Source organism: Neorhizobium sp. PAMB6630 (assembly GCF_058242775.1).
This window is the reverse complement of record NZ_CM177836.1, coordinates 794911-809445: the sequence shown is the minus strand read 5'-3', so window position 1 is coordinate 809445 and position 14535 is coordinate 794911. Positions and strand designations below refer to the sequence as shown.

General features: G+C 61.0%; 11 protein-coding genes. 6 read left to right on the top strand and 5 right to left on the bottom strand.

Going from position 1 to position 14535, the window contains the following annotated elements:
* Positions 1-103 precede the first annotated feature (103 nt).
* A complete protein-coding gene (locus tag AC4CWF_RS03785; RefSeq protein ID WP_491283807.1) occupies positions 104-505 on the top strand; it encodes a RidA family protein in 402 nt (133 codons plus the stop codon).
* Positions 506-571: 66 nt separating this feature from the next.
* Here AC4CWF_RS03785 and xylA read toward each other — a convergent pair whose 3' ends face one another.
* From xylA to AC4CWF_RS03760, 5 genes are all read right to left on the bottom strand, one after another.
* The gene (gene xylA / locus AC4CWF_RS03780; RefSeq protein WP_491283806.1) at positions 572-1882 is read right to left on the bottom strand and encodes a xylose isomerase; all 1311 of its coding nucleotides are present in this window, start codon (positions 1880-1882) and stop codon (positions 572-574) included.
* Positions 1883-2132: 250 nt separating this feature from the next.
* Positions 2133-3587 carry a xylulokinase gene (xylB, locus tag AC4CWF_RS03775; RefSeq protein WP_491285188.1) on the bottom strand — a complete coding sequence of 485 codons (1455 nt, stop codon included), beginning with the start codon at positions 3585-3587 and terminating at the stop codon, positions 2133-2135.
* A 27-nt stretch (positions 3588-3614) separates the two neighbouring features.
* Positions 3615-4640 carry a LacI family DNA-binding transcriptional regulator gene (locus tag AC4CWF_RS03770; RefSeq protein ID WP_491283805.1) on the bottom strand — a complete coding sequence of 342 codons (1026 nt, stop codon included), beginning with the start codon at positions 4638-4640 and terminating at the stop codon, positions 3615-3617.
* A gap of 141 nt (positions 4641-4781) precedes the next feature.
* Complete coding sequence (locus AC4CWF_RS03765) at positions 4782-6359, bottom strand: DHA2 family efflux MFS transporter permease subunit (RefSeq protein WP_491283804.1); 1578 nt, start codon at positions 6357-6359, stop codon at positions 4782-4784.
* Positions 6360-6389: 30 nt separating this feature from the next.
* Entirely contained in the window at positions 6390-7604 is a 1215-nt protein-coding gene (locus AC4CWF_RS03760) for an HlyD family secretion protein (protein ID WP_491283803.1), read from the bottom strand.
* A gap of 136 nt (positions 7605-7740) precedes the next feature.
* On the opposite strand from AC4CWF_RS03760, the gene AC4CWF_RS03755 reads away from it, so the two are divergent.
* From AC4CWF_RS03755 to lysS, 5 genes are all read left to right on the top strand, one after another.
* Positions 7741-8424, top strand: coding sequence for a TetR/AcrR family transcriptional regulator (locus tag AC4CWF_RS03755; protein WP_491283802.1), 684 nt, complete (start codon positions 7741-7743; stop codon positions 8422-8424).
* 216 nt (positions 8425-8640) lie between these two features.
* Positions 8641-9405 (top strand): TerC family protein, encoded by a 765-nt coding sequence (locus AC4CWF_RS03750; protein ID WP_491283801.1) that lies wholly within the window; start codon positions 8641-8643, stop codon positions 9403-9405.
* Between the two features lie 124 nt (positions 9406-9529).
* On the top strand, positions 9530-11302 hold the full coding sequence (locus tag AC4CWF_RS03745; protein WP_491283800.1) for an SLC13 family permease: 1773 nt from the start codon (positions 9530-9532) through the stop codon (positions 11300-11302).
* Between the two features lie 112 nt (positions 11303-11414).
* Entirely contained in the window at positions 11415-12872 is a 1458-nt protein-coding gene (gene gltX / locus AC4CWF_RS03740) for a glutamate--tRNA ligase (RefSeq protein WP_491283799.1), read from the top strand.
* Between the two features lie 94 nt (positions 12873-12966).
* A complete protein-coding gene (gene lysS / locus AC4CWF_RS03735; RefSeq protein WP_491283798.1) occupies positions 12967-14463 on the top strand; it encodes a lysine--tRNA ligase in 1497 nt (498 codons plus the stop codon).
* The last annotated feature ends 72 nt before the right edge of the window (positions 14464-14535 follow it).

Here is a 14535-nt window from a genome sequence, read left to right as displayed (position 1 = left end):
ATACCCACCGTATTCGAATTAAACATACGCAGCGTATATCAGATGCCGCATCGATTTTGAAGTGCGGCAACGCCTCATGCACACCAGACAGGAGAAGTGACAGATGACACAGCGCCAGGCAATTTTTCCGGAAGGCCGCCATGCACTCTACGAGAAGCACGGCTATTCGGCAGCCGTTCCCGCGGGCGGGCTCCTGTTCGTCTCCGGACAGGTCGGCAGCAGGACCGACGGTTCCCCCGTGCCGGATCTGGCCGGCCAGATCACCCAGGCCTTCGAGAACCTGAAGGCAACGCTTGCCGCCGCCGGCTGCACCTTCGACGACATCATCGACGTGACGACCTTCCACACCGATCCGCAAAATCAGCTGGAGACCCTCATGGCCGTCAAGCAACAGTTTCTCGGTACGCCGCCCTACCCCACCTGGACGGCGGTCGGCGTCACATGGCTTGCCGGTTTCGATTTCGAGATCAAGGTGATCGCCCGCATGCCCTCCGCCAGCGCCTGATTGGCGGATACGAAAAAGCCGGGGCACCTTGGCGCCCCGGCTCAGCTTCAGACATGAAACGCTGGATCAGACGTAACGGTTGACGACGTTTTCCAAAAACTCCTGCTGGCCGGATTTCGGCTGCGGGTTGATATCCTTGGCTTCGACATGCGCCGCGATCTCATCGAGCGACAGCTCGCCGCGCAGCATCTTCTGGCTTTCGCTGGAAGCCCAACCGGCATAACGCGTGTCGAGCGGCCCCGAGAGCGCCTTGTCCTCGATCATCTTCGCCGCCGCCTTCAGGCCGCGTGCGCAGCAATCCATGCCGCCGATATGGCCGATCAGCAGATCTGCCGGATCGATGGACTGACGACGCAGCTTGGCATCGAAGTTGGTGCCACCAGAGGTGAAGCCGCCGCCGGCCAGAACCTGGTAATAGGCCAGCGCCATTTCCGGCACGTTGTTGGGGAACTGGTCGGTATCCCAGCCGGACTGGTAATCGTTGCGGTTCATGTCGATGGAACCGAAGATGCCAAGCGCATTGGCAAGCGCCAGTTCGTGCTCGAACGTGTGGCCGGCGAGGATCGCGTGGCCCTGCTCGATGTTCACCTTCACCTCGTTTTCAAGGCCGTACTTCTTGAGGAAGCCGTAAACGGTGGCAACGTCATAGTCATACTGGTGCTTGGAAGGCTCCTGCGGCTTCGGCTCGATGAGGATGGCGCCCTTGAAGCCGATCTTGTGCTTGTATTCCACAACGAGGTTGAGGAAGCGGCCCATCTGGTCCAGTTCCTTCTTGAGATCCGTGTTGAGGAGCGTTTCATAGCCTTCGCGGCCGCCCCACAGCACATAGTTCTCGCCGCCGAGGCGCTGGGTCGCATCCATGCAGGTTTTGACCGTTGCGGCAGCAAAGGCAAAGACTTCAGGATCCGGATTGGTCGCAGCACCCGACATGTAGCGGCGATGCGAGAACATGTTCGCCGTGCCCCACAGAAGCTTCACGCCCGTTTCGGCCTGCTTCTTTTCGAAGTGGTCGACGATTTCGTTGAGGTTCTTGGTGTTTTCGGCAAAATTGCTGCCTTCCGGGCGCACGTCGGCATCGTGAAAGCAGTAATAGGGCGCGCCGAGCAGCTGGAAGAATTCAAAGGCCACATCTGCCTTCAGCTTCGCCGCATCCATCGTGTCCTTGAACCACGGACGCTCGAACGTGTTGCCGCCGAAGGGATCGGTGCCCGGCCACACGAACGTGTGCCAGTAGGCTACGGCAAAACGCAGATGATCTTCCATGCGCTTGCCCAGCACGATTTCGTCCGGCTGGTAATGACGGAAGGCCAGCGGATTGGTGCTGTCTGGACCTTCATACTGGATTTTGGCGATATCGCCGAAAAAGCCTGTCGACATGGGTGGTTCCTCCTTGGTGGTGGGTCATTGAATGGTCAAAAGCGTTGCGGGTGAGGCCCCCTCACCCTGCCCTCTCCCCGCGGGGGAGAGGGGAAGTCGGTGCGTGCCGCTTGCCCCTTCTCCTCGTAAGGAGAGGGAAGTTGGCGCAAGCGGATTATTCCTTCTCCGGGTGGGGAGAGGGGAAGTCAGCGCGTGCCGCTTATCCCTTCTCCCCTCGGGGAGAAGGTGCCGGCAGGCGGATGAGGGGGGCTCAGCCGCCAAGCGACCGGATCGCAGGATAAAGCGCCCGGTAACGCCCGTAAGCCGCATCATAGGCGCCCGTCAGCGTCGACACCGGCTCCACCGTCTCGGCCGTAACAGGTGCGGTGCAGACGGAAAGAGGATCGGCACCGGTCGCAGCAATCAGCCCAAGGCGCGCGGCACCGAAAGCGGCACCGAAATCGCCGTCGGCTGGAATATCGACGGGAACGTTGAGTGCCGTTGCAATCGAGGCCAGCCAGTAGCGCGAGCGCGAACCGCCGCCGATCGCCGTGACGCGGTCGATGCGGGTGCCGGCGGATTTCAAGGCTTCGAGGCTGTCACGGATGGCGAAGGTCACGCCTTCCATCACCGCCTGGGTGAGTGCTGCACGGTCTGTCTCATGGCCAAGGCCGATGAAGGCGCCGCGGATCTTTGCGTCATTGTGCGGCGTGCGTTCGCCCGAGAGATAGGGCAGGAAGGTGACGCCGGTCGGGGCATGCAGCGTGTCGCCCACTTCGGCGGCCAGTTCGCCGGCGGTCTTAGCCGTCACTTTTGCGTGCCAGTTCAGCGCATCGGTGGCCGACAGGATGACGCCCATCTGATGCCAGGTGTTGGGCAGCGCGTGGCAGAATGCATGCACCGCGCTTTCGGGCTTTGGCAGATAGGAGCCATTTGCGGCAAACAGCACGCCGGATGTGCCAAGCGATACGAAGGCATGACCTTCCGCCACCGTTCCCATGCCGCAGGCAGAGGCGGCATTATCGCCAGCGCCACCGGCAATCACCACGCTCTGCGTCATGCCCCAGGATGCGGCAAGCTCGGGGCGGAGACGACCGGCCTCGGCCGTGCCTTCCACCAGCGCCGGCATCTGCGCCCGCGTCAAGTCCGTGGCCTCCAGAAGCTCATCGGACCAGGCGCGCTTGCCCGTATCGAGCCAGGACGTGCCGGCCGAATCCGACATTTCGGAAATATGCTCACCCGACAGCCAGAGGCGCAGAAAATCCTTCGGCAGCAGCACCTTTGCCACCTTGGCAAAAATCTCCGGCTCGTTGTTTTTGACCCAAACGAGTTTCGGGGCGGTAAAGCCGGGGAATACGATATTGCCGGTCAAGGCGCGAAAACGCGGATCGGCATCGAGGCTTGCGGCTTCCGCAAACGAGCGGGTGTCGTTCCACAGGATGCAGGGACGCAGAACCTTGTCGTCCGCATCGATCAGCGTTGCGCCATGCATGTGGCCGGAAAGGCCGATGCCGCGAACGGCTGCCAGCGCTTCGCCATGGGTGGCCTTCAGGCCTGCAACGGCTTCTTCCGTTGCACGGATCCAGTCGGCCGGGTTCTGCTCCGACCAGCCTGGATGGGGCCGCGAGACATCGATGGCAGCCGTGGCCGAGCCGATGACGCGCTGGTCCGCATCAATCAACATGGCTTTAACGCCGGACGTGCCGAGATCGAGACCGAGATACATGGTGTCTGTCCTCCTCATGCCTGCCGCTCAGGGCAGGTTGTCTTTCAGAAAAATGTCGATGCGGATGCGCTCCTGCGCCTCCACCACCGTTGAACCATCCGCTGCTGCCTTCAGAACCCGGATGGCGCTGCGCACCTCGTGGCCGGCATCCTGGTTCAGCACCGCGTCGATCAGATCAGCCACAAGTGCCATGCGTGTGACATCGGTGAGTTCGTGCAGGATAACGACGGGCCGCGTTGGCGCAGGTAGCCGCTCGATGGCGCGGATCAGGCCGCGATTGCCCGCGCCAAAACTGTAGATGCCGCAGAGATCGCCATGGGTGGTGAGCGCTTCTTCAACCAGCCGTTCGGCGGTCGCGGGATCATCGCGCCCTTCGACCGGGGCGAGGATCGCGCGCTCGGGAAACCGCTCAGCCATGACGGCGGAAAAACCCTGCAGACGTTCGCGGTGGTCGCGCACCATCAGCGAGCCCGCAAGCGGCAGAACCGGCCCTGCCCGACCGGACAGGAACCGGCCGGTCAGCATGCCGGCGGTGCGCCCGGCGGCGATATTGTCGATGCCGGCATAATGTGTGCGGGCCGTGCCGCCCAAATCGGAGACGAGCGTGACGACTGCAATTCCCGCCGCGAGCAGGCTTTCGGCGGCCGCGCGCACTTCGGCTGCATCGATCGCGACAAAGGCGACGCCATCCGGCATACCCGCTTGCGCGTCTTCGAGAGCCGCCACCAGCGCGCCCGTATCGAAAGCGGGAACATCGACAATGCGGATTGCCATACGCTCGCCCGATGCGCGCCGCGCCGCCTGCTCCACTTCGGCGCGAAGGCCGATCATGAAGGAGTTGTCATTGGCCGGCAGGATGAAGGTGAACGTATAGACCCGGCCCTTGGCAAGATTGGCGGCGGCCACATCGCGCACGAAACCAAGGGCCGTTACCGCTTCTTCCACGCGCAGCCGCGTCACCTCGCGCACGCCTGCTCTTCCGTTCAACACACGGTCGACGGTGGCAAGGCTGACGCCTGCATGGGCTGCGATATCGTGAACCGTGGGCTTCATGTTTCCTCCGCGAGAACACATAACGCCAGATTTGAGGTACGTAAATCAAAATTTCGGGAACGACCGCAGCCATAAGCGAGAAAGGCCGCCGCATAAGCGGCGACCCTTCGTCGGCGGTGGATCTCTTGAAAGGTTGAAAGCCTAGTGGCCGGCGCCGGGTGGCGGAGCAGCCTTCGGTTTGGAAATCATCATGACAAGCAGGATGAGGCTGGCAAACAAGCCGGTCAGCCCCATGAACACATCGATGAAGGACATGACCGTTGCCTGCTGTGTGACGATACCGGAGAGCTTGGAAAGGGCCGCGCTTGAGCCATCGATGCCATAGGCGTTGAAATTGGCACCAACGCTGTCCAGCCATTCGAGAGCTGCCGGGTTTCCGTAATTCACATGCTCGGACAGCCGTGCATAATGTTCGTCCGAGCGCTGGGTCAGCATGGTGTTGATCACGGCAAGGCCCACGGCACCGCCGAGGTTTCGCGTCAGGTTATAAAGACCAGAGGCATTCTGGATGCGCTGCGGCGGCAGGGTGCCGAGCGCGACGTTGTTGATGGGCACCATGCACAACATCAGCGAACAACCGCGCAGGATCTGCGGCACCAGCAATTCGTAAAAATCCCAGTCGGCTGTCAGGCCGGTCATCAGATAGGTGCCGCAGGCAAAACCGAAGAAGCCGATCGCCATCATCGCACGCGGGTCCATCTTGGTGGACAGCATGCCGGCAATCGGCGCCGTCATGAACATCGCAAGGCCGGACACGAACATGGTCTCGCCGATCATCAGCGCATCGTAACCGCGAATACGCGCCAGATAGAGCGGGTAGATATAGGTCAGGCCATAAAGCCCAACGCCCATGACGAAGGAAAACAGCGAGCCGAAGGCGAAATTCCGATTGGTGAAGGCTTTGAGATCCACCACCGGGAAATCCACCTTGAAGGCACGCCAGAAGAACACCACCGCGCCGATGACCATGGCGACGGTGCCGAGCACGATATGCTCGTCGCTGAACCAGTCCTTGCTGTTGCCCTCTTCCAGCACGTATTCGAGCGAGCCAAGGAAGACGGCCATGGAAAGAAGCCCCCACCAGTCGAACCGCTTCATCAGGGAATGGTTGGGCTTGTCGAAATCGATGAAGGTCCAGGCCATCAGCGTGACGATGATGCCCGGCACGATATTGACGAGAAACAGCCAGTGCCAGGAAAACGCGTTGCTGAGATAACCGCCCACCGTCGGCCCGATGGTGGGGGCAAGCGTGGCGATGAGACCGATGATCGGGGAGACCACGGCGCGCTTGGAGGGCGGGAATATGGTGAAGGCGGCTGCAAACACCGACGGGATCATGCCACCGCCGATAAAACCCTGGATGGCGCGGTAGATGATCATCTGGTCGATGTTGGTGGCCGTGGCGCAGAGTGCGCTCGACATCGTAAAGCCCGCCGCACAGACGGTAAACAGCACCCGCGTCGAGAGGATGCGCGCAAGCGTGCCCGACAGCGGGATCATGATGACTTCCGCGATCAGGTAGGAGGTCTGCACCCAGGCGACCTCGTCTGAGCCTGCCGAAAGACCCGCCTGGATTTCCGACAGGGATGCCGAGACGATCTGGATATCGAGGATGGACATGAACATGCCGACCACCATGGCAAAGAAAGCGATCAGCTTTCTTTTATCCATGGGGGGATCGACAGGCATGGCGCCCGCAGTCGCTGTGGTGGCGGCCATGATGGTTCTCCTTTGCCCGAACCGAGGCTGTTACTTGGCGGCAGCGGTTGCAGACGGACCGGTGCGCATGTCGACATCGGCAACGACGCTCATGCCCGCGCGCAACCGGCGCTCGTTCAGCACATCCTGCGGTATGGCGATGCGGACCGGCACGCGCTGGACAACCTTGGTGAAATTGCCCGTGGCATTTTCAGGCGGCAGCAGCGAGAAGACGGCACCCGAGGCAGGCGCGATGGATTCGACCGTCCCCTCGATGGTGTCCTCGTCGAACGCATCGACATGCACGCGAACCTTGGCGCCCGGCACGATATGGCCAAGCTGCGTTTCTTTGTAGTTGGCATCGATATAAAGCGCATCGAGCGGCACAAGCGAAGCCAGCCGTTTGCCGCTGGAAACGAGATCACCGGTCTGGACGGAGAGATTGCCGATCGTGCCGTCATAAGGCGCCTTCAGCACGGTAAAATCGAGGTCGCGCTTGGCCTGCTCGACAGCCAGTTCCTGCACGCGAACGGTGTTGACGGCTTCCGTTCGCTGGGCGCGCAGAAGATCGATATTGGCACTGGCCGAGGTGACGGCGGCATCGCCTGCGGCAAGGTTTGCCTGCGCCTGCTCCAGTGCAATCTGGGCATTGTCGAGATCGGCCGTGGTGCCGACAGACTTTGCGGCCAGTTCGGTCTGGCGCTTCAGGGTGATTTCAGCCCCGCGAAGAACCGCCTGAAGGGCACCCAGCTGCGCCTGCGACTGCTTCAGGCTCGCCTCGCCGACAGCGATCTGCGCATCCATGCGCGAAACGGCGAGATTGGCGCTTTCGACATTAGCCTGCGCCTGTTCCAGCGCGATGCGGTAGTCACCCTGATCGAGCGTGACAAGGGGATCGCCGGCCTTCACCGTCTGGTTCTCGACCACGTTGACCTTTTCAACATAACCGGACACTTTTGGCGAAATGACCGCGATATCGCCGGCGATATAGGCATCATCGGTCGAGACCAGGAAACGGCCGTCGGTCCACCAGTTATAGCCATACCAGCCGCCTGCACCAACAAGTGCCACCGCCAGGATCGGCAGGACAAGGCTCCGCCTCTTTTTCTTGGGCGCGTCGGCACCCGGGCTGCCATCCGGACCTGCGGGCTTGGCCGTTGCCGACTTTTCGCCAACAGGCGCTTCCTGGCGCAGTTCAGCCTTTTCGGCGCCCTCGGCGTCTGTGGAAACGACGCGCAGAGAGCCAGAGTTCGTGGATGCGTTCATGGGGAGCACCATTGATCAGGGAGAACGATCGGATCGAACCGATCGGTTCAATTGAGGTTGACATAGACAGTTCCATCCGACATATCAAGTGCAATCGAACCGCTCGGTTCGAAAAGGTTAACTTTCGGGATCACAAATGTCTGACGAGAGATCCGTCTCCTGCGATACGGCGGCGCAAGCCGGCCGGTTTGCTGCCGGGGAAGATCCGGTCAAGCGCGAGCAGATCCTCGACGGGGCAAAGCGCGTCTTCATGTCGGTGGGCTTCGACGCGGCCAGCATGAACGACATCACGCGCGAGGCCGGCGTCTCGAAAAGCACGATCTACGTCTACTTCGCCAACAAGGACGAACTGTTCGCCGCCATCATGGAGCGCGAGCGGATGCAGCTTGCACAATCCCTCTTGGATATCCTGTCCGGTGTCGAGGATGTGGAAGAAGGGCTGTTTCGCTATGGCGTCGGCTTTGCCCAGCAGGTCACCGCCGTTGGCACCGTGTCGGCGATGCGCACGATGATCGCCGTTGCCTCGCGCATGCCGCGGCTCTCCGGGCAGTTTTTCCAGGATGAGACGCTCAACGTGCGCACGGTGCTGGAACATTTCCTTGAACAGCAGGTGGCGCGGGGCACGCTGCGCGTCGATGACATTCCGCTTGCGGCCCGCCAATATATCGAGCTGTGTACGGGCACCTTCTTCAAGCTCTGTCTGTTCGGCGTTGCCCGCACGCCGCCATCGACGTCAGAGATCGAGCGCGTGGTGACAGGCGCCATGAAGCTGTTCATGGCGGGCTACGGCGTAAAAAAATCTGACCCGTCAATGCAATAAATCTGGCACAGGTTGCGTATACCGTTTGCGCAACGGAGGGAGTGCGTGCGTCTCGAACACAAAGAGACGCCGTAAGCCACCAAATTCATTGATCATTTTTTTACACCGCAGAAGCCAGATAGCTAAAATTTATCCCGCTGCTGAAGCTTGATTCGTCGGACATCCCGTCTACATTTCGAACGCCAGCACTCCTGCGGCGCCAAGGGGCACCACCACATGCAAAACCTGATGATACTCGTCCAGGATCCGGCCGCCTGGGTCGCACTCGTCACCCTGGTGGTGATGGAGATCGTGCTCGGCATCGACAACCTGATCTTCATCTCCATCCTCACCAACAAGCTGCCGCCCGAAAATCGTGAAAAGGCCCGCAAGATCGGCATCGGTCTTGCGCTTGTCATGCGCCTCGGGCTGCTCGGCACCGTGGCCTGGATCGTCCAGCTGACCACGCCGGTTTTTGAAGTGTTCGGCCAGGGCTTTTCGTGGAAGGACATCATCCTCATCGCCGGCGGCTTGTTCCTTGTCTGGAAGGCAACCAAGGAAATCCACCACAGCGTCGATCCGGAAGACCACAAGGAAGACATGGTCGGCGGTCAGGTGGCAACCAGTTTTGCCGCAGCTATCGGTCAGATCCTGCTTCTCGACCTCGTCTTTTCCATCGACAGCATCATCACCGCTGTCGGCATGACGCCGCATGTGCCGATCATGGTCATTGCCGTGGTCGCCGCCGTCACAGTGATGCTGGTGGCGGCCACGCCGCTTGCCAACTTCATCGAGAAAAACCCCACCATCGTCATGCTGGCGCTGGCCTTCCTGCTGATGATCGGCACGACGCTGATTGCCGAAGGCATGGGCTTCCATGTGCCGAAGGGTTATGTCTATGCCGCGATGGCGTTTTCGGCGCTTGTGGAGGTGTTGAACATGTTCTCGCGCAATGCCCGCAAGCGCAAACACGGTGACATCAAGCACGATACGGTACACTGACGCCGAAGATCTGACGACAAGGCTCTCGCCGGGCTTGGAACTTTTATCGCGCCGCTGTATTTGAGGTGGCACCCAAAGTTCCTATCCCGGCGGCAGCCCTTCGCCGCCCCTCCCCCGGAGCGGCATGACCACGCAACAGATCCTCGCCTTCTCCGTAATCGGCGCCATGATGGCGGTGTTTATCTGGGATCGCTTTCGCTACGACGTTGTTGCCTGCACGGCACTGGTGGTGGCGGTCATTCTCGGCGTGGTGCCGGCAAACCAGGCCTTTTCCGGTTTTTCCGATGATATCGTCATCATCGTCGGCAGCGCACTTGTCGTCAGCGCCGGCGTTGCCCGCTCGGGCGTTGTGGAAATCGCCATCAAGAAGTTTTTTCCGAACCTCAGTTCGGTGCGCGCACAGATCGCGCTTTTGATGATCGTCGTGGCGATCCTGTCGGCCTTCATAAAGAATATCGGCGCGCTGGCGATCATGATCCCCGTCGCCTTCCAGTTTTCGCGCCGGGCCGGCGTTTCTCCCTCGCGTTACCTGATGCCGATGGCGTTTTCCGCATTGCTCGGCGGGCTGATGACGCAGATCGGCACCTCGCCGAATATCGTCGTGTCGCGCTTGCGCGGCGAAATGACCGGCACGCCCTTCACCATGTTCGATTTCACCCCCGTCGGCGGGTTGCTGACACTGGTCGGCGTCACCTTCCTCTTGTTTTTCTACTGGCTGGTGCCGGAACGTACCAAGCAGAACAATTCCATCGAGGACGCCGTCGAAATCTCCAATTACGCTTCGGAGGCCGTCGTCACCGGCCAGTCGACGGTGATGGGCAGGCCACTGGGCGATCTTTTGAAGCTCGGCGACAATGAAGTGGTGGCAACCGCGGTGCTGCGCGGCTCAGCCCGCATGTCGCCCTTCCCGGATCTCATCCTGCGCGAGGATGATTCCATCCTGCTGGAGGGCCGGTCCTCTGCGCTGGAACGGGCGATTTCCCGGGCCAAACTACAGCTTTCCGGAAAAGTGCTGCGCGAAAGCGGCCAGCCGCTGCAGGATCTCGTCTCGATCGAATGCGTGATTTCACGGCAATCGGCATTGGCGGGGCTTTCGGCGCGCGAGCTTGCGCTTTCTTATACGCGCGGCGTCAATCTTCTGGCCGTCAGCCGGCGTGGTGAACGGGTGCGCGACCGCCTGCGTGACCTTGTGCTGCGCGAAGGGGACGTGATCGTGCTGCAGGGCGGGCGAAAGACGCTGCCGACTGTGCTGCAGGATCTGGCGCTTCTGCCGCTGGCGCAGCAGGAAATCATGCTTGGCACGCAACGGCGCGCCCTGATCCCGCTTGCCATCCTGGCGCTTGCCATGATCACCACGGCGCTCGGTTATGCGCCGGTTGCCGTTGCCTTCTTTGCCGCCGCACTCGGCATGGCCGTTTTCCGGGCGGTGCCGATCAGCGATATCTACAAGGCCGTCGATGGCCCGATCCTGGTGATGCTCGGGGCGCTGATCCCGGTGTCGGATTCGCTGCGAACGTCCGGCGGCAGCGAGTTGATTGCCGGCTGGCTTGGAACGGTCGCCCACAGCCTGCCGCCCTGGGGGGCGCTCACCCTCATCCTCGTCACCGCCATGGCCGTGACGCCCTTCCTCAACAATGCCGCGACCGTGCTGGTGATGGGCCCGATTGCCGTTTCCTTCGCAACGACGCTGCACTTTCGGCCGGAAGCCTTTCTGATGGCGGTTGCCATTGGCGCCGGATCGGATTTCCTCACCCCGGTCGGCCATCAGTGCAACACATTGGTGATGGGACCGGGCGGCTACAAATTCTCGGATTACCCGCGCCTTGGCCTGCCGCTGTCGCTGCTGATCGTGCTGGTCAGCGTACCCGCGCTGATGTGGTTCTGGCCGGTGAACTGACGGACTGCCGCATAAATCTTGACGCTTCCCGCAGAATATGCGCTAAGGCCTGCCAATCCCGAAAACAAAAATCGCGCCCTTCCGGGCGCTTTTCCAGTTCGAGCAGGCACCCATGACCACTTCCGGCGTCCGCGTCCGTATCGCACCTTCCCCGACCGGCGAGCCGCATGTCGGCACGGTCTATATCGCGCTTTTCAACTATCTCTTCGCCAAGAAGATGGGCGGCGAGTTCATTTTGCGCATCGAGGACACCGATGCCTCGCGCTCGACGCCGGAATACGAGCAGAAAGTGCTCGCCGCGCTGCGCTGGGCAGGCCTTGAGTGGAGCGAAGGCCCCGATGTCGGCGGCCCCTACGGCCCCTATCGCCAGTCCGACCGCAAGGACATGTACTGGCCCTACGCGCAGGACCTTCTCGACAAGGGCCATGCGTTTCGCTGTTTCTGCACGCCCGAGCGGCTGGACAAGATGCGCGAAGACCAGCGCGCCGCCGGCAAGGCACCCGGCTACGATGGCCTCTGCCTGCGTTATTCCGCTGAAGAAGTCACCGCCAAGATGGATGCCGGCGAGGCCTCCGTCGTGCGCATGAAGATCCCGACCGAAGGCGCCTGCGAGTTCAACGACGGCGTTTACGGCGATGTGTCGATCCCGTGGAATTCCGTCGACATGCAGGTGCTGATCAAGGCCGACGGCATGCCGACCTATCACATGGCAAACGTCATCGACGACCATCTGATGAAGATCACCCATGTGGCGCGCGGCGAAGAGTGGCTGGCGTCTGTGCCGAAGCACATCCTGCTTTATCGCTATTTCGGCTGGGACGAGCCGAAGTTCATGCATCTCTCGCTGATGCGCAATGCCGACAAGTCGAAGCTTTCCAAGCGCAAGAACCCGACCTCGATCTCGTATTATTCGGCGCTCGGCTACCTGCCGGAAGCACTGATGAACTTCCTCGGCCTGTTCTTCGTGCAGATCGCCGAAGGCGAGGAACTGCTGACGATGGACGAGCTGACGGAAAAGTTCGATCCGGACAATCTTTCCAAGGCCGGCGCCATCTTCGACATCCAGAAGCTCGACTGGCTGAACGGCCGCTGGCTGCGCGAAAAGCTGTCGCCGGAAGAGTTCATTGCCCGCACCTTCGAATGGGCCTCTGAAAACCAGCGCCTGACGGAAGGCCTGAAGCTGTCGCAGAGCCGCATTTCCAAGCTCGGCGAACTGCCGCAGCTCGCCGGCTTCCTGCTCGCAAACGACGTTGGCCTGACGCCCGCCTCGTTTGCCGGGCTGAAGACCACGCCTGCCGACACGCTTGAGATCATCAACACCGTGCAGGCCGATTTCGAAAAGATGCCGGAATGGTCGGTGGAGAGCATCGACCAGGAACTGCGCACCATTGCCGACAAGCTCGGCAAAAAGCTGCGCGTGGTGACACCGCCGCTGTTTGTTGCCATGTCCGGTTCGTCGCGCTCGCTGCCGCTGTTTGACTCGATGGCGCTGCTCGGCCGCTCGGTCGTGCGCCAGCGGCTCAAAATTGCCGCAACCGTGGTGGCATCCATGGTGGGTGCAGAGAAGTAAATAACTGTTCCATATGGGATCTTGAATACCCCCTCCGCCCTGCCGGGCAGAGGGGGTAACCCGAAACGAAGTTGGCCCTAAAAGGCGAAAACCGATGACCGAACAGAAGACCGAAACCGCCCTCTCCTCCGACGCCACGCAAGTGCGCCGCCAGAAACTGGCGCTGCTGCGCGAAAAGGTGGGCGACGTTTATCCGGCGCATTTCCACCGCACGCTGACCAATGCGGAACTGGCGGAAAAATACGAGAGCCTTGAGGCTGACGTCGAGACCGGCGATATCGTGACCGTTGCCGGCCGCGTTTATTCCTCGCGCAATTCCGGCATGTTCATGGATCTGCGCGATGCCTCGGGCAAGGTCCAGATCTTTTCTCACAAAGACACCACGCCGGAAGCGGCCCGCGAGATGCTGGCCCTCATCGACATCGGCGATATCATCGGCGTCACCGGCGTCGTGCGTCGCACCAAGCGCGGCGAACTGACGATCAACGCCCACGAAATCACCATGCTGACGAAGTCGCTGCTGCCGATGCCGGAAAAGTGGAACGGCATTGCTGACGTCGAAATTCGCTACCGCAAGCGCCACCTCGACATCCTGAGCAATGACGAGAGCAAGCTGCGTTTCCAGCAGCGCTCGAAGATCGTCTCCGGCTTCCGCCGCTTCCTGGAAAACGAAGGTTTTCTGGAAGTCGAAACACCGATGCTGCAGACCGTCTATGGCGGCGCGACAGCCGATCCGTTCAAGACCTTCCACAACACGCTGAAGATGGACATGTACCTGCGCATTGCGCCGGAACTGTTCTTGAAGCGCACGCTGGTCTCCGGCCTTTCCGACAAGGTGTTCGAGATCAACCGCAACTTCCGCAACGAAGGCGTCTCCACACGGCACAATCCAGAATTCACCATGATGGAGTGCTACTGGGCCTATGCCGATTACGAGGACATGATGGGGCTGGTCGAACGTCTGTTCGAAACGCTGGCACTGTCGATCCACGGCACGACGGATGTGGAATTTGCCGACAAGACTTTGTCCTTCAAGGGTCCGTTCAAGCGCGTGCCCATGCCGGATGCTGTCAAGGAAGTAACCGGCATCGATTTCCTTGCCATGAAGACCGACGAGGAAGCCCGCACGGCTGCCAAGGCTGCCGGTTTTGCGGTTGAAAAGGACTGGACCTGGGGTGAGTGCCTTGCGTTCATCTTTGAGGAAAAGGTCGAGGGCACGCTGATCCAGCCGAGCCATGTCACGCATTTTCCAAAAGACATTTCGCCCTTTGCCAAGGAAGTGCCGGGCGAGCCGCGGCTTGTCGAACGTTTCGAGACCTATTGCAACGCCTGGGAAGTGGGCAATGCGTTTTCCGAACTGAACGACCCGGAAGAACAGCGCAAGCGCATGGTCGAGCAGCTGGAACAGGCCCATGCCCGCGGCGAAAAGGACAAGCAGCTCGACGACGAGTTTCTGGATGCCATCGACCAGGGCATGCCACCCGCCGGCGGCCTCGGCATCGGCGTCGACCGGCTGATCATGCTACTCACCAACTCGCCCTCGATCCGTGACATCATCCTCTTCCCGGCCCGCCGCAACAAGGTGGACTGAAATGCCGACAGGCAAAGACAATCAGACAGACGGCCCGCTTCGCGCGGGCCGTTTCTGTTTGGTGCGTGTCGA